The organism is Sphingobium sp. MK2 (assembly GCF_040170545.1).
Taxonomy (GTDB): Bacteria; Pseudomonadota; Alphaproteobacteria; order Sphingomonadales; family Sphingomonadaceae; genus Sphingobium.
Map to the genome: position 1 here is coordinate 42,454 of NZ_JAZDXA010000001.1, position 23,635 is coordinate 66,088.

Consider the following 23,635-nt stretch of genomic DNA (forward strand, 5'->3'; position numbering starts at 1 on the left):
CCGGCGAAGCCGGTGGTGGAGGGGGGCGGCCGCTAGGTGCGACCTCTCCTTCCGCTGCGCTTGACGCTGGCCCCCTCCACCAGCCTGCGGCTGGTCCCCCTCCCCGTACTGGGGAGGATTTATGACCAACCCCATCCGCACGACCTGCGCCTATTGCGGCGTCGGTTGCGGTATCTCCGCGAGGCCGACCGGCCCGCGTGCCGTAACGATCGCGGGAGATCCAGCGCATCCGGCCAATGGCGGCAAGCTTTGTTCCAAGGGCACGCATTTGGGCGAGACGGTAGGGTTGGAGGGGCGACTGCTCCATCCGATGATCGGCGACAAGCGGGCAAGCTGGGACAAGGCGCTGGACCTTGTGGCGAAGCGCTTTCGCGAGACGATCGCCAAGCACGGGCCTGACAGCGTCGCCTTCTACGTCTCCGGCCAGTTGCTGACCGAAGATTATTATGTCGCCAACAAGCTGATGAAGGGGTTTATCGGGTCGGCCAATATCGACACCAACAGCCGCCTGTGCATGTCGAGCGCCGTGGCGGGGCATATGCGCGCGTTCGGCGAGGATGTCGTGCCCGCCAGCTATGACGATCTGGATGAGGCCGACCTGATTGTCCTCGTGGGGTCCAACACCGCCTGGTGCCATCCGATCGTCTATCAGCGGATACAGGCAGCGCGGGCCGCGCGTGGCACCAAGCTGGTGGTGATCGACCCGCGTCGCACCGAAAGCTGTGAAGGGGCGGACCTGCATCTTGCCTTGAAGCCCGGCAGCGACGTGGCGCTGATGAACGGGTTGCTGGCCTGGATGGATCAGGCCGGGTTGCTGGATGGGGACTTTCTGCGCGATAGCGTTGCTGCCCCCGATGGCTTCTGGGAGGCGATCCGAGACGGTAATGACCTGTGGACCACGGCCAAGGCGTGCGATCTGCCGCCTACCGAATTGCAGCAATTTTACGAGATGTTCGCCGCGACCCCGCGCACCGTCACGCTGTTCAGCCAGGGGATCAACCAGTCGATCCGTGGCACGGATCAGGTCAATGCGATTATCAACGTCCACCTCGCCACCGGCCGTATCGGCAAGCCGGGCGCTGCGCCCTTTTCGATCACCGGCCAGCCCAATGCCATGGGCGGGCGCGAGGTGGGCGGGCTGGCGACGACGCTGGCGGCGCATATGGATTTCGCGCCCGACAATGTCGCGCGGGTCGGGCGTTTCTGGGCCGCGCCGAATGTGGCGGCCAAGCCGGGGCTGAAGGCCGTCGACCTGTTTCGCGCGATCGACGAGGGGCGGATCAAGGCGCTGTGGGTGATGGCGACCAACCCCGCCGTCTCGATGCCCGATGCGGGGCGCGTGCGCGAAGCGCTGGAGGCCTGCCCGTTCGTGGTCGTGTCGGACGTGATGGCCACCACCGATACCGCCGTCCACGCCCATGTCCGCCTGCCAGCCGCCGCCTGGGGCGAGAAGGACGGGACCGTCACCAATAGCGACCGAACGATCAGCCGCCAGCGCGCGCTGCTACCGCTGCCAGGTGATGCCAAGCCCGACTGGTGGATCGTCACGCAGGTTGCGCGGCGGATGGGGTGGCGCAATGCCTTCGCCTATGACCGGCCCGCCGACATCTGGCGCGAACATGCGCGGCTGACCGCTTATCAGAATGATGGCGCGCGGCTGCTCAATTTGCGTGCGCAGGCGACGATCGGCAATGAGGTCTATGAAGCGATGACACCGTTCCGCTGGGGCGGGATGCCTTTTGCAGACGGGCGGTTTCCGACGCCTGATGGCAAGGCGCGGTTGGTGCCGGTGACGCAGATGGCGTTGCAGGGGCCGTTGCGCGACTGGCCGATGACGCTCAACACCGGCCGCTATCGCGACCAATGGCATACGATGACGCGCACCGGCCTGTCGCCGAAACTGGCGCGGCATCGTGAGGAGCCTTTGGTCGAGTTGCATCCGCACGACGCGACGGCGCTGGGCATCGCCGATGGCGATCTGGCGCGGGTATCGACGGCGCAGGGGGAGAGCCTGTTCCGCGCGCGGATCAGCGAGGGGCAGCGCCCCGGTGAAGTGTTCACGCCGATCCACTGGACCGACCAGCAATCGAGCGGCGGCCGCACAGGCCTGTTGCCGCGCCCGCTGACCGACCCGCATTCGGGGCAACCGGGTTTCAAATCCACCCCCGTTCGGGTCGAGAAGATTGCCACCGAATGGAAGGGATTTCTCATCCTGCGCGGGGCCGAACCCGTCCGTGTGCCGTGCCTTTGGGCCACCCGCATCACCGTGCCGTGCGGTGCGCTGTATGAAGTGGCGGGCAATGGTGATCCGGCGCGGCTGGAAGCCTGCCTGCCCAAAGGCGAACGGGTCGAGGCGATCGACCAGACGCGCGGCACGCGCCGCGTGGCGATCATCCGCGAAGGGAAACTCGCGGGCGTGCTGATCATCACCCGCAGTGGCCTGTTGCCGACGCGCGACTGGCTGATCGGGCAACTCGCGGTCGATGGCGTGGGCGCTTCCGTGCTGGCGGCGCGGGGGCCGGGGAGCCAGCCCGACAAGGGCGCGGTGGTGTGCGTCTGCTTCGATATCGGCCTCAACCAGATCGTGGCGGCGATCCGCGACCAGCAGTTGGTCGATGTGCCGGCGATCGGCACCGCGATCGGCGCGGGGACCAATTGCGGATCGTGCCGTCCCGCGCTCGCCAATATTCTCGTCCAGACTTCGCAGGAGACGTTGCATGCAGCCGAATGACCTGATCGCGCCGGGCGATGTCTGGCTGGTAGGGGCAGGGCCGGGCGACCCGGACCTGCTGACGCGCAAGGCGGAAAAGCTGATCGGCGCAGCGGATATCGTCTTTTACGATGCGCTGGTGGGGCCGGGCGTGCTGGATCTGATCCCCGCTGGTGTCGAGCGCGTCAGCGTCGGCAAGCGATCGGGGCGGCACAGCAAGCAACAGGACAGCATCAACGACTTGCTGTTGGCTGCGGCGCGCGCGGGCAAGCGTGTCGTGCGGCTGAAAGGGGGCGATCCGTCGATCTTCGGCCGGTCGGCGGAGGAGATGGCGCATCTGGGCGAAGGTGGCGTGCGGGTGCGGATCTGCCCCGGCATCACCACGGCTAGCGCGGCGGCGGCGAGCGGCCATGCCTCGCTCACCCTGCGCGGCAAGGCGCGGGGGCTGACGCTGGTGACGGCGCATCTCAAGGCTGACGAGCCGCTGAAGCTCGACTGGGCCGCGCTGGCGCAACCGGGCGGGACGATCGGCATCTATATGGGCCGCGCGGCAGCGGGCGAGATTGCGCGCAACCTGATCGCGGCGGGGCGTGACCCGGAAACGCCGGTGATGGTGGCGGTGAATGTCTCGCTGCCGAACGAAAGGCTGATCCGGGGGAAGCTGTCGGCGCTGGCCTTTCTGGTGGCGACGATCAGCGACGAAGACCCGACCTTGCTGCTGATTGGTGAGGCGGTAGCGGGGACAGGGCTGTTGGCGGAGATTGCGGCGAGCGTGGCTTTGCCAGCTTAACTCGCTCCGTTCGTTTCGAGCGAAGTCGAGAAACGGGGGGCAGGACAAGCGTTTCTCGACTTCGCTCGAAACGAACGGGCGTTGAGCGTTACAACCCCGCCATATCCTCCGGCCGGTTGATATTGGGCAGCAGCAGTCCCGGCATTTCCACCACGCGCGCGCCGATGCGGTCGAGCCAGCCATGGATGGAGCGGTTATTGGCTTCGGCCAGATGGGCGTCGAGGTCGGGCGCGAGGGGTGCGGGCCACCAGCCGAGCAGTTGCTGGCCCTTGAGGATCGCCGCGCCCTCGCCGATCAAGGCGGCGGGCAACTCCGCCGGATAAAGCGGCATGTCGCAGCCGGTGGTCAGCACCCCGGTAAAACCTTCGGTCAGCGCATGATGCAGCGCCGCGTTAAGCCCGCCCAATGGTCCCATATCGGGCGCGGGCCGATCAGAAAGGCCGCCTGCGCGTCCGCAAATCACCACCTGCGCGACATGCGGGGCAAGACCCGCCACCGCATGGTCGATCAGGGGGCGGCCATCGGGCATCAGGGCCAGCGCCTTGTCGCTGCCGAAGCGGCTGGACCGTCCCCCCGCCAGCACCGCGCCCAATATCCGTCCCGTCGCCATAGCGCTTCCTTGATAGCTTCGCTCTATAAAGCCTATAGCAAAGCGATGCAGACCCGCCTTGTCGAATATTTTCTGGCGCTGGAGCGCGAAGGCCATTTCGCGCGAGCGGCGGCGCAATGCCATGTGTCGCAACCCACGCTGTCGGCCGGGATCGCCACGCTGGAGGCGCAATTGGGCAAGCGGCTGATCCGCCGCGACCGCAAATATGGCGGATTAACGCCGGAAGGCGAAGCGATCCTGCCCTGGGCGCGGCAATTGGTGGCTGCCGCCGAAGCGCTGGGGCAGGCGGCGGAAACGGCGCGCGGACCGTTGAAGGGCGAGTTGCGGCTAGGGGCGATCCCCGCCGCCATGCCCGCCATCGGTTGCCTCGCGACGGCGATGTTGGCGCGCTATCCCGGTCTGAATATTTCGGTGCGGGCGTTGACCTCGCGCCAGATCGAGCGCGAGCTGGCGGCGTTCGAGCTGGACGCGGGCCTTACCTATCTCGATTTCGAACCGCCCGCCCATGCACTGTCGGTGCCGCTCTATGCCGAGCGCGCGATGCTGGTGAGCGCGGCGGACGGCGTGCCGATCCCTGTCGTCATCGACTGGGCGGACCTCGCCAGTCTACCGCTCTGCCTGCTGCATCAGGGGATGCAGAACCGGCGGATATTGGACGCGCGACTGGCCGAACGCGGACTGGCGCTGCGGCCGCTGGTGACGGCGGACAGCTATGTTGCGCTGCTGGGGCTGGTGCAGCAGGGGCGGCTCTGTTCGATCATTCCCGACAGCCATGCCGCGCTGCTCGATGGCCTGCGCTGGGCACGCACCGCGCCGTTGCCGGATATGGGGGAGGGCAGCCGGGTCGGCGTGATCGTATCCGACAGCGCGCCGATGGGACCATTGGCACAAGCGGTACTGGCCGTCGCGCGGGAGTTGCGGTTGCCGCCCGGCTTTAAGACGATTTAGGGCAAAATATCCTCGCCTGTAAGGGGAGGGGGACCGTTCGCGTAGCGAATGGTGGAGGGGTGTCCCCCTCTCGATAGCGCGACACCCCTCCGTCTGGCCTGCGGCCAGCTACCTCGCCCGCAGGGGGAGGATGATGAATTTTCATAGTCAATCTCTATCAAGCATCGCCTGCTTCGATTTGACCGACACGCCCCGCCGCCGCACTATGGCGCAAAATAGCGGCCAACAAGGGCAGGGTGTCGGGATGGACGAGTTTATCGAAGGCTGGACGGCGCAGCATGGCGCAACGCGCGACCAGCTCTTGCCGCTGCTCCATGCCGTGCAGGAAGAGGCCGGGCATATTGCTGATGCGATCGTGCCGGTCATCGCCAAGGCGCTGAACCTGTCGCGTGCCGATGTGCATGGCGTCGTCACTTTCTATCATGATTTTCGCCGCACGCCGCAGGGTCGCCATGTCGTGAAATTGTGCCGGGCCGAAAGCTGCCAGGCGCGCGGCGGCGCGGCGATCGAGGCGGCGGCGGCGCAGCGGCTGGGCGTGGCGATGGGGCAGACGCGCGGCGATGGCGCGGTCAGCCTGGAGCCGGTCTATTGCCTGGGCCTATGCGCGATCGGGCCGAATGCTTTGGTCGACGGCCGCCCGGTGGCGCGGATCGACGGTGCGGCGCTGGAGCGGATCGCGGCGGAGGTGGCGGCATGAAAATCCCTATGAAAATCTATGTGAGCCGCGATATGGCCTCGGTCGCGCTGGGCGCGGATGATGTGGCGCACGCCTTTGCCGACGCCGGGTGCGAGGTGATCCGAACCGGATCGCGCGGGCTGTTCAGTATCGAACCGCTGGTCGAGGTCGAGACGGCGGACGGCCGCATCGGCTATGGCCCGGTCGGGCCTTGGGATGTTGCGGCGGTGCTGGATGGCACGCATTCCAATCGGCTGGGACCAATTGAGCAGCTATCTTTCTTTGCCGGGCAGCAGCGCTTCACCTTTGCCCGCTGTGGCGTAATCGACCCGGTTTGCCTGGACGATTATGCCGCCACAAGCGGATGGAAAGGCCTGGACGCGGCGCGCGCGCTTGCGCCGCAGGCGGTGGTCGATGCGGTCAAGGCGTCGGGCCTGCGCGGGCGTGGCGGCGCGGGTTTCCCCACCGGCATCAAATGGCAGACGGTGCTGGATGCGCCCGGAACCCAGAAATATATCGTCTGCAACGCCGACGAGGGCGACAGCGGCACCTTCGCCGACCGGATGCTGATGGAGGGCGACCCCTATTGCCTGATCGAGGGCATGGCGATCGCCGCCCATGCCGTCGGCGCGCACCATGGCTATATCTATATCCGCTCCGAATATCCCTTCGCCATTTACACGATGCGGCTGGCGATCGAGCGGTCGGCGCATCTGATCGCGCCCTTCACGCTGGAAGTGCGGGAGGGTGCGGGTGCCTATGTCTGCGGTGAGGAAACGGCATTGCTCGATTCGATCGAGGGCAAACGCGGACAGGTGCGCGCCAAGCCGCCCTTGCCTGCGCTCAAAGGGCTGTTCGGCCAGCCGACCGTCATCAACAATGTGCTGAGCCTCGCCGCCGTGCCGTTCATATTGGCGGAAGGGGCGGAGGCCTATGCGGCGGTCGGTTTCGGCCGGTCGCGCGGGACGATGCCGGTGCAACTGGCGGGCAATGTCCGCCACGGCGGGCTCTACGAGATCGGTTTCGGCATCACGCTGGGCGAATTGGTGAACGATATTGGCGGCGGCACTGCCAGCGGCCGCCCGGTACGCGCGGTGCAGGTGGGCGGGCCATTGGGCGCCTATTTCCCGCCCAGCATGTTTCATCTGCCGTTCGACTATGAAGCTTTTGCGGCAGCCGGTGGCCTCATCGGCCATGCCGGGATTACGGTGTTCGACGATAGCGTCGATATGGCGCATATGGCGCGCTTTGCGATGGAATTTTGCGCGGTGGAAAGCTGCGGCAAATGTACGCCTTGCCGGATCGGATCGACGCGCGGGGTGGAGATTGTCGATCGGATCATGGCGGCGCGCAATACGTCTCACACCGTTCGCCCTGAGCTTGTCGAAGGGCTTTCCTTCTTGAAGGATCAGGGGAAGGGTTGGCCTACGGCCGCCTTCGGCTCGACAGGCTCAGCCCGAACGGGGGAGGGGTATATTGATAAAGCTCTCTATTCCCGTTCCCCATCCCGCATCGACACCTCGCTCAGCGCTCAATCCGACCTGCTGCGCGACCTGTGTGACACGATGAAATATGGCTCACTCTGCGCGCTGGGCGGCTTCACCCCTTATCCGGTGCTGAGCGCGCTCGACTATTTTCCAGAGGATTTCGGCCTGGCCAAGCCCGTTCAGGAGGCTGCGGAATGACCTACACCCGCGAAACCGATCATGGCACCCCGGCAGCAATCGCCACGAGCAAGAGCGTATCGCTGACCATCGACGGGCAGGCCGTGACCCTGCCCGAAGGCACCAGCATCATGCGCGCCGCCTCACTGCTGGGCGGCTCCATCCCAAAGCTGTGCGCGACTGACAATGTCGAAAGTTTCGGCTCCTGCCGCCTCTGCCTGGTCGAAGTGGAGGGCCGCAACGGCTATCCAGCCTCCTGCACCACCCCGGTCGCCGAAGGCATGGTCGTGCGGACGCAGACCGAGCGGCTCAAGAAATTGCGCCGTGGCGTGATGGAACTCTATATCTCCGACCATCCGCTCGATTGCCTGACCTGCGGCGCGAATGGCGATTGCGAATTGCAGGATCAAGCCGGGGCCGTCGGCCTGCGCGAGGTGCGCTATGGCTATGATGGCGCGACCAATATGGGGCAGGCGAAGGACCAGTCGAACCCCTATTTCGACTTCGATCCCAGCAAATGCATCGTCTGCTCCCGCTGCGTCCGAGCCTGCGACGAAGTGCAGGGGACGTTCGCGCTGACGATCGAGGGGATGGGGTTCGACTCCAGGGTCGCCGCGTCGCAGGGCGAGGATTTCCTCGGCTCTGAATGCGTATCCTGCGGTGCCTGCGTTCAGGCCTGCCCTACCGCCTCGCTGATCGAGAAGAAGGTGGTAGAGGTCGGCACGCCCGACCGCGCCATCGTCACCACCTGCGCCTATTGCGGCGTCGGCTGCACCTTCCGCGCGGAAATGCGCGGCGAGGAGCTGGTGCGGATGGTGCCGTGGAAGGACGGCAAGGCCAATCGCGGTCATAGCTGCGTCAAGGGGCGCTTCGCCTGGGGCTATGCCCAGCATCAGGACCGCATCCTCAACCCCATGATCCGCGCCAGCGTCGATCAGCCATGGCGCGAAGTGTCGTGGGACGAGGCGATCGCTCATACCGCCAGCGAATTTCGCCGCATCCAGGCGAAATATGGCACCCGCTCGATCGGCGGCATCACGTCGAGCCGCTGCACCAATGAAGAAACCTTCCTCGTCCAGAAGCTGATCCGCCAGGGGTTCGGCAATAATAATGTCGATACCTGCGCCCGCGTCTGTCACTCGCCGACCGGCTATGGCTTGAGCAAGACCTTCGGCACATCGGCAGGCACGCAGGATTTCGACAGCGTGATGCAGGCCGACGTGATTCTGGTGATCGGGGCCAACCCCACCGACGGCCACCCCGTATTCGCCAGCCGCATGAAACGGCGCTTGCGTCAGGGTGCAAAGCTGATCGTCATGGACCCGCGCCGCACCGATCTGGTCAAATCCCCCCATGTCGAGGCGGATCATCATCTGCCGCTGCGCCCCGGCACCAATGTCGCGATGCTGACCGCGATGGCGCATGTGATCGTCACCGAAAAACTCTATGACGAAGCCTTCATCCGCGAACGCTGCGACTGGGACGAATTTGCTGATTGGGCCGAGTTCGTCTCGGAACCCGCCCGCTCGCCCGAAGCCATCGAGCCGCTAACCGGCGTAAAAGCCGATGAAGTGCGCGCCGCCGCCCGGCTCTATGCCACTGGCGGCAACGGTGCCATTTACTACGGCCTTGGCGTTACCGAACATAGCCAGGGCAGCTCGACCGTCATGGCGATCGCCAACCTCGCCATGGCGACCGGCAATGTCGGGCGCGAAGGCGTGGGCGTGAACCCGCTGCGGGGGCAGAATAATGTGCAGGGTGCATGCGACATGGGCAGCTTCCCGCATGAATTTTCGGGCTATCGGCACGTTTCCGACACCGCGACGCGCAGCCTGTTCGAACGAGCCTGGGGTGTATCACTCGACGCTGAACCCGGCCTGCGCATCCCCAACATGCTGGACGCCGCGACCGACGGGACGTTCAAGGGCCTGTTCGTGCAGGGCGAGGACATCCTTCAGTCCGACCCCAACACCCATCATGTCGCGGCGGGCCTCGCGGCGATGGAATGCGTGGTGGTGCAGGATCTGTTCCTTAACGAAACCGCCAATTACGCCCATATCTTCCTGCCCGGATCGACCTTCCTGGAGAAGGACGGCACCTTCACCAATGCCGAACGCCGCATCCAACGGGTGCGCAAGGTGATGGCCCCGCTCAACGGCCATGCCGATTGGGAGATCGTGCAACTGGTCGCCAACGCCATGGGCCTCAACTGGACCTACAGCCATCCGTCGGAAATCATGGACGAGATCGCAGCGCTGACCCCGACCTTTGCCGGCGTCCATTATGACCGGCTGGAGGCGGAAGGGTCGCTGCAATGGCCCGCCAATGACGCAGCGCCGGACGGCACGCCGACCATGCATGCCGACGGCTTCGTGCGCGGCAAGGGCAAGTTCGTCGTCACCGATTATGTGCCCACCGACGAGAAAACCGGCCCGCGCTTCCCGCTGCTGCTGACCACCGGGCGCATATTGTCTCACTATAATGTCGGCGCGCAGACGCGGCGGACGGCCAACACCGCCTGGCACCCGGAGGATCGGCTGGAAATCCATCCGTCCGACGCCGACAATCGCGGCCTCAAGGATGGCGACTGGGTGACCTTGCGCAGCCGCGCGGGGGAAACGACCTTGCGCGCGCAAGTGACCGAGCGGGTCGCGCCGGGCGTCGTCTACACGACCTTCCACCATCCAGAGACGCAGGCGAACGTCATCACCACCGACTATAGCGACTGGGCCACCAACTGCCCGGAATATAAGGTGACGGCGGTGCAGGTGATGCCATCCAACGGTCCCAGCGACTGGCAGCAGGATTATGCCAGCCAGGCGCAGAGGAGCCGTCGCATCGCGCCGCTCGAAGCAGCGGAATAGGGCCGGGCCGATGAGCGACGAACCCCAGATCATGTCCACCGCCGACCGGCTGGTCTATATGGCGCATCAGATCGCCCGCAATCTGGCAACGATGGGCGAGGTCAAGGCGACCGAAACCCTGGCCGAGCATTTGGCGAGCTTCTGGGATCCCCGGATGAAGGCGCGGATCATCGCCATGGCGCAGGAAGAGCCTGATCGCTTTTCGCCCGTCGTCGCGGCGGCCGTCGCCCGGCTTGCAGGCGGCAGGCCAGTGTCGCAGGACCAGGCGACACCGTTCAACGCGGTGGATGAAGCCGGGCATTGCGACGCGGGTTGACCATCGCTACCCCGCAATGATGGATAGGCCATCAGACAGCGCGACGATGCAGTTCGACCGGCTGACGCCCGATGGCGCGACGCAGGCGATCAACCGCGCGCTGGCACAGGAAGTCCCGGTCGCAATTGAGTTTAGCGGCATCGGCTATGCGGTGCTGATGGCGACGCCCGCCGACATTGATGATCTGGTGCTGGGCTTTGCGCTGGCCGAACGGTTGATCGAACCGGGCGACGGGGCGTTCGCTGTCGATGTTCATGCAACGGCGCAGGGGCTTGTGGCGCGCGCCACCTTGCCGCCCCAACGGGTCGAGCGCTTGCTGGACCGGGTGCGCCATCGCGCCTCGGATTCCTCCTGCGGCCTGTGCGGGATCGAAAATCTGGAACAGGCGATCCGGCCGCTGCCGCGCGTCACGGCGCAGGGAAGGGCCGACCGCGCAGCAATCTTCCGCGCGCTGGCGGCGCTGGGCGAACATCAGCCGTTAAATGCCGCGACCGGCGCGGTCCATGCCGCCGCCTGGGTGGGCGCGGACGGGACGATCCGGCTAGTGCGGGAGGATGTCGGGCGGCATAATGCGTTCGACAAGCTGATCGGCGCGATGGCGCGCATGGGGGCGGACTGGGACGGCGGCTTCGCGCTGCTCTCCTCGCGCTGCTCCTATGAGCTGGTGGAAAAAGCGGTGCTGGCCAATTGCCCCCTGCTCGTCACCATCTCCGCCCCGACGCAATTGGCGGCGGACCGCGCGGCGGCGGCGGGCCTGCCGCTGGTCGTCCTGGCGCGCGCGGATGCGGTGCTGATGCAACACCCCAAAAATCCTCCCCTGTAAGGGGAGGTGGCTGGCCGTAGGCCAGACGGAGGGGTGTCGCCCCATCGATAGGGCGACACCCCTCCACCGCCTTCGGCGGTCCCCCTCCCCTTACAGGGGAGGATTACCGATCACCGAAACACCCATTGCCGGTTGAGTACGAACACCAAAGCCGGCGTCACGAACAGCATCGCCGGGATCGGCGACCAGGCGGGCCAGCCCATATGGGTGACGCACAGCCACACCCATAGCGCGTTGAGCGCATAGCTGACCAGCGACACGGCAATAAACTTCGCCCCGCGCGCGGCATGGCCGTCATTCGCCCCCTGGCCGCGAAAGGTGAAGGCGCTGTGCGAGACATAGCCGATGACGACCGCCGCGCCATAGCCGATCAGATTGGCAATCTGGACATGCAGCCCCGCATAGGTGGCGAGCGACCAGTAGATCGCCGCCTGGCAAGCGGTGACGAACAGACCGGTCAGGCCATAGCGGACGACCTGCCAGAACAGCGCCCGGTGCTGCGACGACACGCGTTGCGCGAATTTCATGGCTGGTCCCCGTTGCGCTTTGATGCGCAGCCTCTAATCCACGGGCATGACCTTGCATAGCGGCGAAACCCTGCGCGCCCGCGCCTGCCACATCGCGGCCTTCCTGTCCGCCTATGGCGCACGCCATTGGAAATGGCTGACCTTTCTGATCTGGATCGCCATTGCCGTGACGATGGTGGCGACGCGCTGGTCCGCGATCCACTGGCTGGTGCTGGGCGATACCGACGACAATATCCGCTATGTCCAGGTCAAGGACTGGCTGGCGGGGCAGGGCTGGTACGATTTGCGCCAATATCGGCTCGATCCGCCGGGCGGGGCGAATATCCACTGGTCGCGGCTGGTCGATTTGCCGCTCGCGGGACTGATGCTGTTCTTCCGCGCCTTCGTCGATCAGGGCATGGCCGACCGGCTGGCCTGCGGGATCGCGCCCTTGCTGCCGCTGTTATTGCTGATGCTGAGCCTCGGCTTCATCGGGCGACGATTGGCGGGGCCGAATGGCTGGTTGCTGGCCGTGCTGGCGCCCCTGGCGGCGCAAATGGGCTTTGGCATGTATGCGCCGATGCGGATCGACCATCATGGCTGGCAATTGGCGCTGGCGCTGACGATGCTGGCCGGGGTGATCGACACCAACCGGCTGCGCGGCGGCATCATGGCCGGGGTCAGCAGTGCGCTGTCGATCACGATCGGTATGGAGATGATCGTCTATCTGGCGGCAGGCGGCGGGTTGATCGCGCTACGCTGGGTGTTTCGCGACGGCGCGGAGCGGCGGATGCTGCCCTATGCGCTCAGCCTCGGCGGCGCGACCTCGCTCTGCTATCTGCTCTTCGCCAGCACCGCCAACCGCGAACAGGTCTGCGATGCGCTCTCGCCGATCTGGGTCGCGGTGTTCGGCGCGGCATCGGCGGGCATGGTGCTGCTGGCGCTTGCCCCCTTGCGCGGCTGGATGGCGCGGCTGGGCGCAGGCGTGATCGTGGGCGGCGCGGTGGCGCTCTTCTTCTGGCTCAACTGGCCCCAATGCCTCAGCCCCTATCAGATTTCGCCCGAACTGGAGCGGCTGTGGCTCGCCAATATCCGCGAGGCCAAGCCGATCACCGCGCAAGCCCAATCAATGGTGGTGCCGCTGCTGGCGGTCCCGCTCGCCGGGCTGGCCGGGCTGCTCTGGGCCTTGTGGGATGCGCGGCGCGACGCTGAGCGGCTCTGGGCCTGGGCGACCGTGGGGCTGATGATGGTCTTCGCCATCGCCTTGCTCTTCTGGCAACTCCGCGCAGGGCCAGCGGCGCAATTGCTGGCGATCCCGCCCGCCGCTTGGGCCGCGCATCGTCTGGTCGCTGCCATCCTGACCGGATCGCGCCGGGCGAAGATTGCGGGCGGGGCAGGGGTAGCGCTGCTCGTAGCGATCGCCTGCGCCTATCCGCTCTATCCGCAGGCCGTGAAACTCTATCAACAGGCGACCGGCAAGACGCCGCGCCCTTGGCGCCCGTCCGCCGTCGTGCGCACGGATGCGATCAAGAAAGCGAATGGCCGCTGCCGGACTCAGCCCGCGCTCGCGGTGCTGGACCAGTTGCCGCCCGCGACCATCTTCACCATGGTCGATCTCGGTCCGCGCCTGATCGCGACGACCCATCATAGCGCGCTCGCCGGACCCTATCACCGCAATGGCGCGACGATCCTCGACATCCACCATGCCTTCGACGGCCCGGCGCGCGATTTCCGCGCTATCGCGGCGAAACATCATGCGACCTATCTGCTGGTTTGCCCCTGGTTTCCCGAAGGCACCATCTATCAGTCGCGCAGTCCCGCTGGCTTCTATGCCGACCTGATGCGCGACAAACTGCCCGACTGGCTGGTGCCGGTCACGCTTAACACCGGCATGACCTTGCCCTATCAACTCTACCGCATCGACTATTCAGCGCCGGGCGGCGAAAAAGTCCCGCAACAGCGCTGAGGCTTCCGCCTCGGCCAAGCCACCATAGACATCGGGGCGGTGCAGGCATTGCGGCTGGGCAAACAGCCGCGGCCCTTGCTCGATCGCACCACCCTTGGGATCACCCACGGCATAATAGAGCCGGGCGATTCGCGCGTGAGAGATTGCCCCCGCGCACATGGCGCAGGGTTCCAGCGTCACCCACAGGTCGCAGCCGGTCAGGCGAAAATCGTTCAGATGGGCCGCCGCCGCCCGCATCGCGACGATTTCGGCATGGGCGGTCGGATCGCGATCGCGGCGATTGCGATTCTCGCCCTCGCCGATGATCGTCCCATCCCTGGTCACGACCGCGCCGATCGGCACTTCGCCCGCCGCCTCGGCCAAGCGGGCAAGATCAAGCGCACGGCGCATGGGGGCGGGCAAGGGAAAGGGCGGAGCCATGGCTCCGCCCGTTACAGGATCAGACTGGGAAGGGGAAGAATCAGGGCTTCTTGACATCCACCGTGGGCACATCGACCGTTTCCTTGCGGCTGCCGACTTCCACCTTGGCGACATTGGCCTCATATTTGGGCAGCGTGCCTTCCTTGACCGCGATCTGCGGCAATTGCCCGTCGCGCGTCTTTTGCAGGTCGATGAAGCCCGTGGCGATACCGCCAGCCAGGACCAGCAGGATAATGACAAGTAGACCACCAATGAATCGCATTTCGACCTCGCTTAGGATAACAACGGCTCAACGCAGGCCTCACCCAAAGGGTTGCATTGAACGCGCGCGGGTTGACGGGAGGCACGAATCCCATTATCGGCGCGACTTTCCGAACGAACCCGAATTACAAGGTTGATTGACTATGTCGCGCATTTGCGAGCTGACCGGCAAGGGTCGCCAGGTGGGTCACAATGTTTCCCACGCCAATAACAAGACCAAGCGGGTGTTCCTGCCCAATCTGCAGAATGTTTCGCTGATCTCCGAAACGCTGGAATCCAGCTTCAAGCTGCGCGTGTCGACCCATGGTCTGCGTTCGGTCGAACATAATGGCGGCCTCGACAACTGGCTGGTCAAGACCAGCGACGACAAGCTGTCGCTCAAGGCCCGCCGCCTCAAGCGCGACATCGTCAAGAAGCAGGCCGCCTCCGCCGCCTGATTTCTCTCGATTCGTTTCGGCATAAGAAGCGGCCCCGCAACGGGCCGCTTTTTTGCGTGCCCGGTGCATGATGGCGCGATCTTTGTCGTGTAGCCTCGGCAGGCATCCGTCGCATGGCTACAGGGCGTCTTTCTCAGTCCTTGCCTGCGACCTTGATCGGCTTGCCGAGCATAGCCTGGACATATAGGCGCTGGACGAACACGAAGATGACGACCGTCAGCGGCGCGGCGAGCAGGACGCCGAGAAAGCCGAAGAGCAATCCGGCGGCAAAGACCGCGAACAGCAGCACGGCGGGCTGTACGTTGACCGCATGTTTCTGGATCATCGGTTGCAGGAAATTGCCCTGTAACTGCTGGATCGCCAGGAATAATATGATGGTCCATAGCGCCGTCATCGGCGATACGGTGAAGGCCAGCAGCACGGCGGGCACGCCGGCGATGACCGGCCCGATCATCGGAATGATATCGAGCAGGCCAGCGATGACGCCAAGCCCACCGGCCGCGGGCACGCCAAGCAGGGCAAGCCCCAGCCAGGTCAGCACGGCAATGACCAGCGACGATACCGCCTGGCCGAGCATCCATCCGCGCAGACCACCGGACGCATCGTCCAGCGCCATCGCCACCATGTCTTCCGCCCGCTTGGGGATGAGCAACAGCAGCCCCCGGCGATAGGTGGCGGGATCGCCCGCCAGAAAAATCGCCCCCACCAGAACGAGGACGAAGTCCGCCAGGCTGCTGCCCGCCGCAAGGGCATAGCCGCCCGCCTGGGACACGAGCTGGGACATGTCCTCGCCGCTGCCCTCGATCAACTGCCGCGCCCGGTCGCCAAGGCCATAGCTGTCCAGCAGATTTTCCACGCCTTGCAAAGCGCGGGGGACGGTTTCGCGGATCGTGTCGAATTCGCGGGCCAGTTGCGATCCGAACAGCGTGAAGGCGCCGATGAACAGGGCGATGATGCCGACAACGGACAGGGTGAGCGCAAAAGAGCGGTTCATGCCGGTGATCCGGCACAGCCAACTGGCAATCGTGTCGAACACCGCGCCGATCACGATCGCGGCGAAGACCAGCATCAGGAAGCGGGTGAGTTCGACCATGATCCATGCGAGGCCGACGATTCCCACCACGATCAACGTCGCGGTGGCGATACGGCCGGGGCTGTAGGACGATGAAGCGGCAGCCGGTATCGGCTGCGAGGGTGCCGTGGCGGCGTCGTCATGATCAGGGGTCATGCACATCTTCTATCGTGCATGACCCATCGTGCAACCTGTTGCTGGCGCGAAAACCTGACCCTTATTCGGCGGCAGGCCCGGCCAGCGCATCGCGCATGATATAATAAAGGCTGTGCTGCTCGATCGTGCCCTTGACCAAGTGCGCCATCGGCCCTGAAGCGCGGGCGAGGACATCATCGCCGCCATGGGTTTCCGACCCCAGCGGCACCAGCGCCTGCTGGCGATAGTCGAGCGCGGTGGTGTCTGTCTGGAGCGGATCGGCGCGCGGCGTGTCGATCGTCGCGCCGGGGCCATTGGCATAGCCCAATGTCGTATAGCCCTTGCCATCCTTGGCCTTGAGCGCCTGGCCGCCATTGGTCACTGTGCCCAAAATCGGGTTGCCCCGGCCAGGATAGCCGCTGATCGCGAAGGTGTGGCTATGGTCAGCCGTGACCAGCAGCAGCGTATCGGCGCGATCGGTCATGTCCATCGCGACCTTCACCGCCTCATCAAGGGCGATCGTGTCTTCCAGCGCGCGGCGGGCGTTACCGGCATGGTGGGCATGGTCGATCCGGCCCGCTTCCACCAGCAGGACATAGCCCTTGTCGCGGCTGCCCAACATGGTGATCGCCGAACGGGTCATGTCGGCCAGCGACGGTTCGCCGCCCGCATCCTTGGCGCGGTCGGCCTCATATTGCATGTGATCAGGCTCGAACAGGCCGAGCAGGCGGGGCGTGCGGGTCAGGTCAACCTTGGCGAAGTCCGCGCTGTTCCACACATAAGCCCCGCGCGGATTGCGTCGCTGCCATGCCTTGGTCAGATCCTTGCGGTCGGTGCGCTTGCCCATAATGGTGCCATATTCAGGATCGCGCGCGGTGGTCGGCAGGAAGTTGGCGCGGCCCCCGCCCAGGATCAGGTCGAGCCGGGCACCCACGTCGCCCTCCACCATCTGCCGGGCAATGTCGATGCACCCCTGCGCGCGGGCGTCGGCGGGCAGGTCGCTATCGGCTTCCCAGTCGCGCTGGGCGGTGTGGGCATAGGTTGCTGCGGGCGTCGCATGGGTGATGCGCGCGGTCGAGATCACGCCGGTCGCCATGCCCTGATCTTGCGCAAAACCGAACAGCGAGGGCAGGCGATGCGCCTTGCTGGCCGCGCAGTCATTTTCCGGTACTTCCGGGCCAACGCCGATGACGCCGTTGCGGGTCTTCACCCCGGTCAGGATCGCCGTCGCGGTCGGCGCGGAATCCGATACCTGCCCGTCATGCGAATAGGTTTTGACCAGCGCCGTACTGGACAGCCGATCCATGGTCGGCACGAAGGATTCGCCGTCCACGCCCTGCCGCTGTCCCTGATGGATGCGCGCCGCCGTCAATGTGCTGACCCCCATGCCATCGCCGATGAACAGGATGATGTTGCGCGCCTTGCCGACGACCGGCGCGTCTGCCTTGAGCCGTTCCAGTTCGGCCATCGCCTGCGCCCGATAGGCGTCGGTGGTGGTGGCATGTTGCGCCAGTGCCGGGCTGGCGGCGATCAGCAGGGCAAGAACGGACGAACGGGCAAGACGGCGGGCAGCGACCATGAAGAGACTCCTTTGCCGCACCCCCTTTCATCCAATCATGACAGAGGTGCTACACAATGCCTATATTTTCACATCTATCGAAATATCATTGACGGGTATGGCTCAGCGCCATATTTCGACAACTATCGAATAAAGGACTCGCCATGGATCAGGACAAGGCCGTTGCGGCGCTCGCCGCGCTGGCGCAGGACACCCGCCTTTCGGTCTTCCGCCTGCTGGTGAAGGCCGGACCTGACGGCATGATTGCGGGTGCCCTGGCCGAAGCGATGGATGTCCCGCCATCGACCATGTCACATCATTTGGCGAAGCTGGAACAGGCGGGCCTCGCCACCTCCTGGCGCACCAGCCGCCTCATTCACTATGCCGCTGACTATGCCGGAATGCAGGGCTTGCTCGGCTTTCTGATGGCCGATTGCTGCCAGGGCGATCCGACGCTGTGCGCCGGCCTTCTGTCTTCCATCCAATGCGACATCGTTTCTCAGGGAGCCTCAGCATGACCGACAAAGTCTATAATGTCCTGTTCCTGTGTACCGGCAATTCGGCCCGCTCGATCCTGGGCGAAGCGCTCATGAACAAGCTCGGCGCAGGCCGCTTTCGCGCCTGGAGCGCGGGCAGCCAGCCCAAGGGCGAAGTTCATCCCATGGCGCTCTCCGTGCTGTCGGGGCTGGGGTTCGAGACGGAGGGCATGCGCTCGAAAAGCTGGGACGAGTTCGCCGCGCCCGACGCGCCGCAGTTCGATTTCATCTTCACCGTCTGCGACAATGCGGCGGGCGAGGCCTGCCCGGTGTGGATCGGCCATCCGATGACCGCCCATTGGGGGATCGAAGACCCGGCCGCGGTCGAAGGGGAGGGGCAACGCGATGCCTTCCTGACCGCGCTGCGCTATCTGCGCAACCGCATCACGCTGTTCCTCGAACTGCCGCTCGACGCCCTGGATGCCATGGCGACGCAGCGCAAGCTCAAGGAAATCGGCCAGAGCGAGGGCGCCAGCGCCCAGGCGGGAGCGAACGCATGACGCCCGACATCATCATCTATCATAACCCTGAATGCGGCACATCGCGCAACACGCTGGCGATGATCCGCAATGCGGGCATCGAACCGCATGTGATCGAATATCTGAAGACGCCACCGTCGCGCGCACTGCTCGAAAGCCTCATCGCCCGCGCCGGAATGACGCCGCGCGCCCTGCTGCGCGAAAAGGGCACGCCCTTTGCCGACCTGGGGCTGGATGATGACAGCCTGTCCGACGCGGCACTGATCGACGCGATGATGGCCCACCCCATCCTCATCAACCGCCCGCTGGTGGTCTCGCCGCTCGGCGTCAAACTCTGCCGCCCGTCCGAAGCGGTACTGGATATCCTCCCGGCGGCGCAGCAGGGTGCGTTCGCCAAGGAAGATGGCGAGCAGGTGGTCGATGCGGCAGGACATCGCGTAGCGGCCTCGGTCGGGAGCGCCTGACCATGAGCGCTGCATCCGCCTCGCCGCTCGGCCTGTTCGAACGCTGGCTGTCACTCTGGGTCGCACTGGCGATCGCTGTTGGGGTGATATCGGGCAATGTCGCGCCCGGTGCCTTTGCGGTGCTGGCCGGGCTGGAAATTGCGTCGGTCAACCTGATCGTCGCGGTGCTGATCTGGGCGATGATCTATCCGATGATGGTCGGCGTCGATTTTAGCAGCATCCGCGACATCGGCCGCAAACCGCGCGGCTTGATCATCACCATCGTCGTCAACTGGCTGATCAAACCCTTCACCATGGCGGCGCTCGCCGTCCTGTTCTTCGACTATCTCTATAGCGGCCTGATCCCACGGGGCGATGCCGACCAATATATTGCCGGGCTGATCCTGCTGGGCGCAGCGCCCTGCACCGCAATGGTGTTCGTCTGGTCGCAGATGACGCGCGGCGACCCGGCCTATACGCTGGTGCAGGTGTCGGTGAACGACCTGGTGATGATCGTCGCTTTCGCGCCGATCGTCGCGCTGCTGCTCGGCGTCACCGACATCGTGGTGCCATGGGAAACGCTGCTGCTCTCGGTCGGCCTCTATGTCGTCATCCCGCTCGCGGCGGGGGCTTTCACCCGGCATCGGGTGATCGCGGCGCATGGCGGCGATGGGGCGGCGGTCGACGCCTTCACCGCCCGGCTCAAGCCCTGGTCGATCATTGGCCTGCTGGCGACGGTGGTGCTGCTCTTCGCCTTTCAGGCCGAAACCATCGTCGGCCAGCCATTGCTGATCGCGTTGATCGCGGTGCCGATCATCCTTCAATCCTATGGCATTTTCGCGCTTGCCTATGCCTGGGCCTTCGCCTGGAAGGTGCCGCACCGGATCGCGGCACCCTGCGCGCTGATCGGCACGTCCAACTTCTTCGAGCTGGCGGTCGCGGTCGCGATTGGGCTGTTCGGCCTGTCGAGCGGGGCCGCGCTGGCGACGGTGGTGGGCGTGCTGGTCGAAGTGCCGGTGATGCTCTCGCTGGTCGCCTTCGCCAACCGCACCCGGTCGCGCTTTGCGGAGGATGCGGCATGAGCGACACGGTGCCGTTCGCCTATCTCCGCACGCTGGCCGATCCCGACCATCTGCCCGCCCTTCACCCGGACTATGCCCACCGCCGACCCGCACTGGGCCTCGGCGCTCTCGACCCGCCGCCGCGCATCCTGCTGCTCTACGGATCGCTGCGCGAACGCTCCTATTCGCGGCTGGTGGTCGAGGAGTCTGCGCGCCTGCTCCAGTTTTTCGGCTGCGAAACGCGCATCTTCGATCCGCGCGACCTGCCACTCCCCGATCAGGTGGCGGGCGACGACCATCCCGCCGTCCATGAACTGCGCGCCCATTCGCTCTGGTCGGAGGGACAAATCTGGTGCAGCCCCGAACGCCATGGCCAGATCACCGGCATCATGAAGGCGCAGGTCGATCATCTGCCGCTGGCCTATAAAGGGCTGCGCCCGACACAGGGGCGCACCCTGGCGGTGATGCAGGTGTCGGCCGGATCGCAATCCTTCAACAGCATCAACACGCTGCGCGTCCTTGGCCGGTGGATGCGGATGTTCACCATTCCCAACCAGTCCTCGGTCGCCAAGGCCTATGAGGAATTTGACGAAGCGGGCCGGATGAAGCCCTCCGCCTATTATGACCGCATCGTCGATGTGGTGGAGGAACTGGTCCGCTTCACCGTCCTGCTGCGGCCCCATGCCGAGCAATTGGTGGACCGCTATTCGGAGCGCAAGGATCGTAACGAACCCGTTGCCACCCATGTCGAGAAGGCCGGGCTGGCGACATCGGTCTGATATAGGGACCGGCTTATCGCTCTTGCGTCGGCCCTGCATCTTGGATAGGGGAACGTCATCCATTGGACCCGGCCCTGCCGGGTGGCTCGGCCCGGCGCCTATCCCTGGGATAACCATTAGCGAATTTGGGCTTCGCTTTTGCGAGTTTCGTGCTTTTCCCGCGCACGCACGCGATGCCCCGCTAGCCAATCTAGGTTTTTTTGAATGCTATCCATCGCCTCGCTGCAACGCGAATGGCTCGCCAATCCGCGCGCCGACATCCTGGCCGGGATCGTCGTCGCCCTGGCATTGATCCCCGAAGCCATCGGCTTTTCGATCATCGCCGGCGTCGATCCGCGCGTTGGCCTCTATGCCTCTTTCTCGATCGCCGTGATCACCGCCCTAGTCGGTGGTCGCCCCGGCATGATTTCCGCTGCTACAGCCGCCATCGCGGTGCTGGTGCTGCCCCTGATCCGTGATCATGGCGTCGAATATCTGTTTGCCGCCACCATATTGATGGGCGTCATCCAGGTCGTCGCGGGCTTCCTGCGACTCGACATGCTGATGCAATATGTGTCGCGGTCGGTCATTACCGGCTTCGTCAATGCGCTCGCGATCCTGATCTTCATCGCCCAATTGCCGCAGCTTATGGGCGTGACCTGGGTCACCTATGCGATGGTCGCGGGTGGCCTTGCCATCATCTACCTGTTCCCCCGCATCACCAAGGCGGTGCCTTCGCCGCTGGTCGCGATCGTCCTGCTGACGATCCTGTCCATCTATGGCGGGCTGAGCGTCAACACGGTGGGCGACATGGGCGAACTGCCCTCAACCCTCCCTGCCTTCCTCATCCCCAACGTTCCACTGACGCTGGAGACATTGCAGATCATCCTGCCCTATTCGCTGACCATGGCGGCCGTCGGCCTGCTGGAATCGATGATGACGGCGCAGATCGTCGATGACCTGACCGACACCGGGTCGGACAAGCGCCGCGAGATGAAGGGGCAGGGCATCGCCAATTTCGCTACCGGCTTCCTGGGCGGCATGGGCGGTTGCGCGATGATCGGCCAGTCGGTCATCAACGTGAAGTCGGGCGGTTCGACCCGCCTGTCGACCTTCGTATCGGGCGTTTTCCTGCTGTTCCTGATCGTCGTGCTTGGCCCATTGGTGGCCCAGATCCCGATGCCTTCGCTGGTCGCGGTGATGATCATGGTGTCTATCGGCACGTTCAGTTGGCGTTCGATCAAGGATCTGCGGACCAATCCGTGGCAATCCTCGGTCGTCATGGTCGCCACCGTCGTCATCGTCGTGTGGACGCATGACCTGGCGCAGGGTGTGCTGGCGGGTGTCATCCTGTCCGGCCTGTTCTTCGCCAGCAAGGTCAAGCGCCTCTTCACGGTCACGTCAGCGCTGTCGGCCGATGGCAAGGCGCGCACCTATCGCGTCGCGGGCCAGGTGTTCTTCGCCTCGTCGGACAGCTTCACCGCCGCCTTCGACTATAAGGAAGTGATCGACCATGTCGTGATCGACGTCAGCGACGCGCATTTCTGGGATATTTCCGCGATCGGCACGCTCGACAAGGCGATCCTGAAATTCCGTCGCGAAGGCACTGTGGTCGAGGTGATCGGCCTCAATGACGCCAGCGCCGCGATGGTCGAACGCTATGCCCTACACGACAAGCCGGGTGCCGACGCGCAACTCGGCGCGCATTGAGGAAAGACGCCATGACCAAGATACTCGCCTGTATCGACGCATCGGCCTATGCGGCCAGCGTCGTCAACCTCGCCGCCTGGGCGTCCAAGCGCCTCGCCCTGCCGGTCGAACTGCTCCATGTCGTCCAGCGCAAGGATGCCGTGGCCCAGCGTCATGACCTGAGCGGCACCATCGGCCTGGGTGCCAAGAGCGAATTGCTGGAGGAATTGACCCGGCTGGAGGAAGCCGACTCCCGGCTCCAGATCGAACGCGGCCGCGTGCTGCTCGCCACTATGGCCGATCGGCTGCGCGCCGATGGGGCCACTGCCATCGCCCCGTTGCACCGCCATGGCGGCATCGTCGAAACGATCATCGAGCGGGAAGAGGATGCCCGCGTCGTCGTTATTGGCAAGCGCGGCGCAAGCCATGAATTTGCCACCGACCATATCGGATCGAAGATCGAGCGCGTCGTGCGCGCCAGCGCCAAGCCGGTGCTGATCGCCTCGCGCACGGTGCAAGCCCCACAGTCCGTCGTCCTCGCCTATGACGGCAGCAAGCCCGCCGACCGCGCGCTGGAACGGGTGGCCAACTCGCCTTTGTTCGCAGGGCTGCCGGTTCAGGTCGTGACGGTCGGCCCCGATGACGACAAGCATCGCGCCCTGCTCGACAAGGCCCGCGCCGCTTTGTCGGCCAGCGCGACCGTCACCGCGACGATCCTGTCCGGCAAGCCAGAGGATGCCATCGCCGAGTTAATGAATGAAAAGCCGCAAGCGCTGCTGGTCATGGGCGCCTACGGCCACTCACCGCTCCGCACCCTGATCGTCGGCAGCACGACCACCACCCTCATCCGCACCGTCCACGCGCCGGTTCTGCTGGTGCGGTGACCTGCCCTTCGGCCTGATCTCGCCATAAC

Annotated in this window: 23 protein-coding genes and 1 other annotated feature; of the genes, 17 read left to right on the top strand and 6 right to left on the bottom strand. The window is 65.1% G+C overall.

Annotated features, from left to right (window positions below; genetic code table 11):
* The first annotated feature begins 121 nt into the window (after positions 1-121).
* Together V2I08_RS00190 and cobA are read left to right on the top strand one after the other, a co-directional pair.
* Positions 122-2,731, top strand: coding sequence for a molybdopterin-dependent oxidoreductase (locus V2I08_RS00190; RefSeq protein WP_349633349.1), 2,610 nt, complete (start codon positions 122-124; stop codon positions 2,729-2,731).
* The gene (gene cobA, locus V2I08_RS00195; RefSeq protein WP_349633350.1) at positions 2,718-3,500 is read left to right on the top strand and encodes a uroporphyrinogen-III C-methyltransferase; all 783 of its coding nucleotides are present in this window, start codon (positions 2,718-2,720) and stop codon (positions 3,498-3,500) included. Before V2I08_RS00190 ends, cobA begins: the two co-directional genes overlap by 14 nt.
* Before the next feature lie 88 nt (positions 3,501-3,588).
* Here cobA and V2I08_RS00200 read toward each other — a convergent pair whose 3' ends face one another.
* Positions 3,589-4,110 (bottom strand): molybdenum cofactor guanylyltransferase, encoded by a 522-nt coding sequence (locus V2I08_RS00200; protein WP_349633351.1) that lies wholly within the window; start codon positions 4,108-4,110, stop codon positions 3,589-3,591.
* Positions 4,111-4,155: 45 nt separating this feature from the next.
* On the opposite strand from V2I08_RS00200, the gene V2I08_RS00205 reads away from it, so the two are divergent.
* From V2I08_RS00205 to fdhD, 6 genes are all read left to right on the top strand, one after another.
* Positions 4,156-5,058 (top strand): LysR family transcriptional regulator, encoded by a 903-nt coding sequence (locus V2I08_RS00205; protein WP_349633352.1) that lies wholly within the window; start codon positions 4,156-4,158, stop codon positions 5,056-5,058.
* A 244-nt stretch (positions 5,059-5,302) separates the two neighbouring features.
* The gene (locus V2I08_RS00210; RefSeq protein WP_349633570.1) at positions 5,303-5,755 is read left to right on the top strand and encodes a formate dehydrogenase subunit gamma; all 453 of its coding nucleotides are present in this window, start codon (positions 5,303-5,305) and stop codon (positions 5,753-5,755) included.
* 8 nt (positions 5,756-5,763) lie between these two features.
* Positions 5,764-7,419 carry an NADH-ubiquinone oxidoreductase-F iron-sulfur binding region domain-containing protein gene (locus tag V2I08_RS00215; protein WP_349633571.1) on the top strand — a complete coding sequence of 552 codons (1,656 nt, stop codon included), beginning with the start codon at positions 5,764-5,766 and terminating at the stop codon, positions 7,417-7,419.
* Positions 7,416-10,262 (top strand): formate dehydrogenase subunit alpha, encoded by a 2,847-nt coding sequence (gene fdhF, locus V2I08_RS00220; protein WP_349633353.1) that lies wholly within the window; start codon positions 7,416-7,418, stop codon positions 10,260-10,262. The genes V2I08_RS00215 and fdhF overlap by 4 nt, the downstream gene beginning before the upstream one ends.
* Before the next feature lie 10 nt (positions 10,263-10,272).
* Positions 10,273-10,578 carry a formate dehydrogenase subunit delta gene (locus V2I08_RS00225; RefSeq protein WP_349633354.1) on the top strand — a complete coding sequence of 102 codons (306 nt, stop codon included), beginning with the start codon at positions 10,273-10,275 and terminating at the stop codon, positions 10,576-10,578.
* Between the two features lie 19 nt (positions 10,579-10,597).
* A complete protein-coding gene (gene fdhD, locus V2I08_RS00230) occupies positions 10,598-11,401 on the top strand; it encodes a formate dehydrogenase accessory sulfurtransferase FdhD (protein ID WP_349633355.1) in 804 nt (267 codons plus the stop codon).
* Positions 11,402-11,511: 110 nt separating this feature from the next.
* On the opposite strand, the gene V2I08_RS00235 is transcribed toward fdhD, so the two are convergent.
* Positions 11,512-11,928 carry a GtrA family protein gene (locus V2I08_RS00235; RefSeq protein WP_349633356.1) on the bottom strand — a complete coding sequence of 139 codons (417 nt, stop codon included), beginning with the start codon at positions 11,926-11,928 and terminating at the stop codon, positions 11,512-11,514.
* Positions 11,929-11,974: 46 nt separating this feature from the next.
* Between V2I08_RS00235 and V2I08_RS00240 the strand changes: the two genes are divergently transcribed.
* On the top strand, positions 11,975-13,873 hold the full coding sequence (locus V2I08_RS00240; RefSeq protein WP_349633357.1) for a hypothetical protein: 1,899 nt from the start codon (positions 11,975-11,977) through the stop codon (positions 13,871-13,873).
* Here the strand turns inward: V2I08_RS00240 and V2I08_RS00245 are convergent.
* On the bottom strand, positions 13,835-14,293 hold the full coding sequence (locus V2I08_RS00245) for a nucleoside deaminase (RefSeq protein ID WP_349633358.1): 459 nt from the start codon (positions 14,291-14,293) through the stop codon (positions 13,835-13,837). The genes V2I08_RS00240 and V2I08_RS00245 overlap by 39 nt on opposite strands.
* A gap of 40 nt (positions 14,294-14,333) precedes the next feature.
* Positions 14,334-14,555, bottom strand: a complete 222-nt coding sequence (locus V2I08_RS00250) for a hypothetical protein (RefSeq protein WP_310221226.1) — start codon at positions 14,553-14,555, stop codon at positions 14,334-14,336.
* A gap of 142 nt (positions 14,556-14,697) precedes the next feature.
* Between V2I08_RS00250 and rpmB the strand changes: the two genes are divergently transcribed.
* Positions 14,698-14,991 carry a 50S ribosomal protein L28 gene (gene rpmB, locus V2I08_RS00255; RefSeq protein WP_096061165.1) on the top strand — a complete coding sequence of 98 codons (294 nt, stop codon included), beginning with the start codon at positions 14,698-14,700 and terminating at the stop codon, positions 14,989-14,991.
* A 133-nt stretch (positions 14,992-15,124) separates the two neighbouring features.
* Here rpmB and V2I08_RS00260 read toward each other — a convergent pair whose 3' ends face one another.
* On the bottom strand, positions 15,125-16,219 hold the full coding sequence (locus tag V2I08_RS00260; RefSeq protein ID WP_349633359.1) for an AI-2E family transporter: 1,095 nt from the start codon (positions 16,217-16,219) through the stop codon (positions 15,125-15,127).
* A gap of 61 nt (positions 16,220-16,280) precedes the next feature.
* Positions 16,281-17,777, bottom strand: a complete 1,497-nt coding sequence (locus V2I08_RS00265; RefSeq protein ID WP_349633360.1) for an alkaline phosphatase — start codon at positions 17,775-17,777, stop codon at positions 16,281-16,283.
* 143 nt (positions 17,778-17,920) lie between these two features.
* Here V2I08_RS00265 and V2I08_RS00270 point away from each other — a divergent pair, with 143 nt between their 5' ends.
* From V2I08_RS00270 to V2I08_RS00300, 7 genes are all read left to right on the top strand, one after another.
* Positions 17,921-18,274, top strand: coding sequence for a helix-turn-helix transcriptional regulator (locus V2I08_RS00270; RefSeq protein WP_349633361.1), 354 nt, complete (start codon positions 17,921-17,923; stop codon positions 18,272-18,274).
* Positions 18,271-18,792, top strand: coding sequence for an arsenate reductase ArsC (locus V2I08_RS00275; RefSeq protein ID WP_349633362.1), 522 nt, complete (start codon positions 18,271-18,273; stop codon positions 18,790-18,792). The genes V2I08_RS00270 and V2I08_RS00275 overlap by 4 nt, the downstream gene beginning before the upstream one ends.
* Complete coding sequence (gene arsC, locus V2I08_RS00280) at positions 18,789-19,235, top strand: arsenate reductase (glutaredoxin) (RefSeq protein WP_349633363.1); 447 nt, start codon at positions 18,789-18,791, stop codon at positions 19,233-19,235. The genes V2I08_RS00275 and arsC overlap by 4 nt, the downstream gene beginning before the upstream one ends.
* A 2-nt stretch (positions 19,236-19,237) precedes the next feature.
* Positions 19,238-20,296 (top strand): ACR3 family arsenite efflux transporter, encoded by a 1,059-nt coding sequence (gene arsB / locus V2I08_RS00285; RefSeq protein ID WP_349633364.1) that lies wholly within the window; start codon positions 19,238-19,240, stop codon positions 20,294-20,296.
* Positions 20,293-21,054, top strand: a complete 762-nt coding sequence (gene arsH, locus V2I08_RS00290) for an arsenical resistance protein ArsH (protein WP_349633365.1) — start codon at positions 20,293-20,295, stop codon at positions 21,052-21,054. Before arsB ends, arsH begins: the two co-directional genes overlap by 4 nt.
* Before the next feature lie 61 nt (positions 21,055-21,115).
* Positions 21,116-21,169: a sequence feature (sul1 is cis-regulatory element that is thought to sense ions involved in sulfur or methionine metabolism; They are found in Alphaproteobacteria), on the top strand.
* An 89-nt stretch (positions 21,170-21,258) separates the two neighbouring features.
* The gene (locus V2I08_RS00295) at positions 21,259-22,743 is read left to right on the top strand and encodes a SulP family inorganic anion transporter (protein WP_349633366.1); all 1,485 of its coding nucleotides are present in this window, start codon (positions 21,259-21,261) and stop codon (positions 22,741-22,743) included.
* 11 nt (positions 22,744-22,754) lie between these two features.
* Positions 22,755-23,606, top strand: coding sequence for a universal stress protein (locus V2I08_RS00300; RefSeq protein ID WP_349633367.1), 852 nt, complete (start codon positions 22,755-22,757; stop codon positions 23,604-23,606).
* Positions 23,607-23,635: the final 29 nt, after the last annotated feature.

Excerpts from the sequence above, each read along its gene's own strand:
- V2I08_RS00245 (WP_349633358.1), bottom strand. The coding sequence starts at position 14,293 with ATGGCTCCGCCCTTTCCCTTGCCCGCCCCCATGCGCCGTGCGCTTGAT.
- V2I08_RS00300 (WP_349633367.1), top strand. The coding sequence starts at position 22,755 with ATGACCAAGATACTCGCCTGTATCGACGCATCGGCCTATGCGGCCAGC.
- V2I08_RS00265 (WP_349633360.1), bottom strand. The coding sequence starts at position 17,777 with ATGGTCGCTGCCCGCCGTCTTGCCCGTTCGTCCGTTCTTGCCCTGCTG.
- fdhD (WP_349633355.1), top strand. The coding sequence starts at position 10,598 with ATGGATAGGCCATCAGACAGCGCGACGATGCAGTTCGACCGGCTGACG.
- V2I08_RS00190 (WP_349633349.1), top strand. The coding sequence starts at position 122 with ATGACCAACCCCATCCGCACGACCTGCGCCTATTGCGGCGTCGGTTGC.
- V2I08_RS00295 (WP_349633366.1), top strand. The coding sequence starts at position 21,259 with ATGCTATCCATCGCCTCGCTGCAACGCGAATGGCTCGCCAATCCGCGC.
- V2I08_RS00235 (WP_349633356.1), bottom strand. The coding sequence starts at position 11,928 with ATGAAATTCGCGCAACGCGTGTCGTCGCAGCACCGGGCGCTGTTCTGG.
- V2I08_RS00200 (WP_349633351.1), bottom strand. The coding sequence starts at position 4,110 with ATGGCGACGGGACGGATATTGGGCGCGGTGCTGGCGGGGGGACGGTCC.
- V2I08_RS00270 (WP_349633361.1), top strand. The coding sequence starts at position 17,921 with ATGGATCAGGACAAGGCCGTTGCGGCGCTCGCCGCGCTGGCGCAGGAC.
- V2I08_RS00260 (WP_349633359.1), bottom strand. The coding sequence starts at position 16,219 with ATGACCCCTGATCATGACGACGCCGCCACGGCACCCTCGCAGCCGATA.
- V2I08_RS00225 (WP_349633354.1), top strand. The coding sequence starts at position 10,273 with ATGAGCGACGAACCCCAGATCATGTCCACCGCCGACCGGCTGGTCTAT.
- arsC (WP_349633363.1), top strand. The coding sequence starts at position 18,789 with ATGACGCCCGACATCATCATCTATCATAACCCTGAATGCGGCACATCG.
- V2I08_RS00250 (WP_310221226.1), bottom strand. The coding sequence starts at position 14,555 with ATGCGATTCATTGGTGGTCTACTTGTCATTATCCTGCTGGTCCTGGCT.
- arsB (WP_349633364.1), top strand. The coding sequence starts at position 19,238 with ATGAGCGCTGCATCCGCCTCGCCGCTCGGCCTGTTCGAACGCTGGCTG.
- arsH (WP_349633365.1), top strand. The coding sequence starts at position 20,293 with ATGAGCGACACGGTGCCGTTCGCCTATCTCCGCACGCTGGCCGATCCC.
- V2I08_RS00205 (WP_349633352.1), top strand. The coding sequence starts at position 4,156 with ATGCAGACCCGCCTTGTCGAATATTTTCTGGCGCTGGAGCGCGAAGGC.
- V2I08_RS00215 (WP_349633571.1), top strand. The coding sequence starts at position 5,764 with ATGAAAATCTATGTGAGCCGCGATATGGCCTCGGTCGCGCTGGGCGCG.
- rpmB (WP_096061165.1), top strand. The coding sequence starts at position 14,698 with ATGTCGCGCATTTGCGAGCTGACCGGCAAGGGTCGCCAGGTGGGTCAC.
- V2I08_RS00275 (WP_349633362.1), top strand. The coding sequence starts at position 18,271 with ATGACCGACAAAGTCTATAATGTCCTGTTCCTGTGTACCGGCAATTCG.
- cobA (WP_349633350.1), top strand. The coding sequence starts at position 2,718 with ATGCAGCCGAATGACCTGATCGCGCCGGGCGATGTCTGGCTGGTAGGG.
- V2I08_RS00210 (WP_349633570.1), top strand. The coding sequence starts at position 5,303 with ATGGACGAGTTTATCGAAGGCTGGACGGCGCAGCATGGCGCAACGCGC.
- fdhF (WP_349633353.1), top strand. The coding sequence starts at position 7,416 with ATGACCTACACCCGCGAAACCGATCATGGCACCCCGGCAGCAATCGCC.
- V2I08_RS00240 (WP_349633357.1), top strand. The coding sequence starts at position 11,975 with ATGACCTTGCATAGCGGCGAAACCCTGCGCGCCCGCGCCTGCCACATC.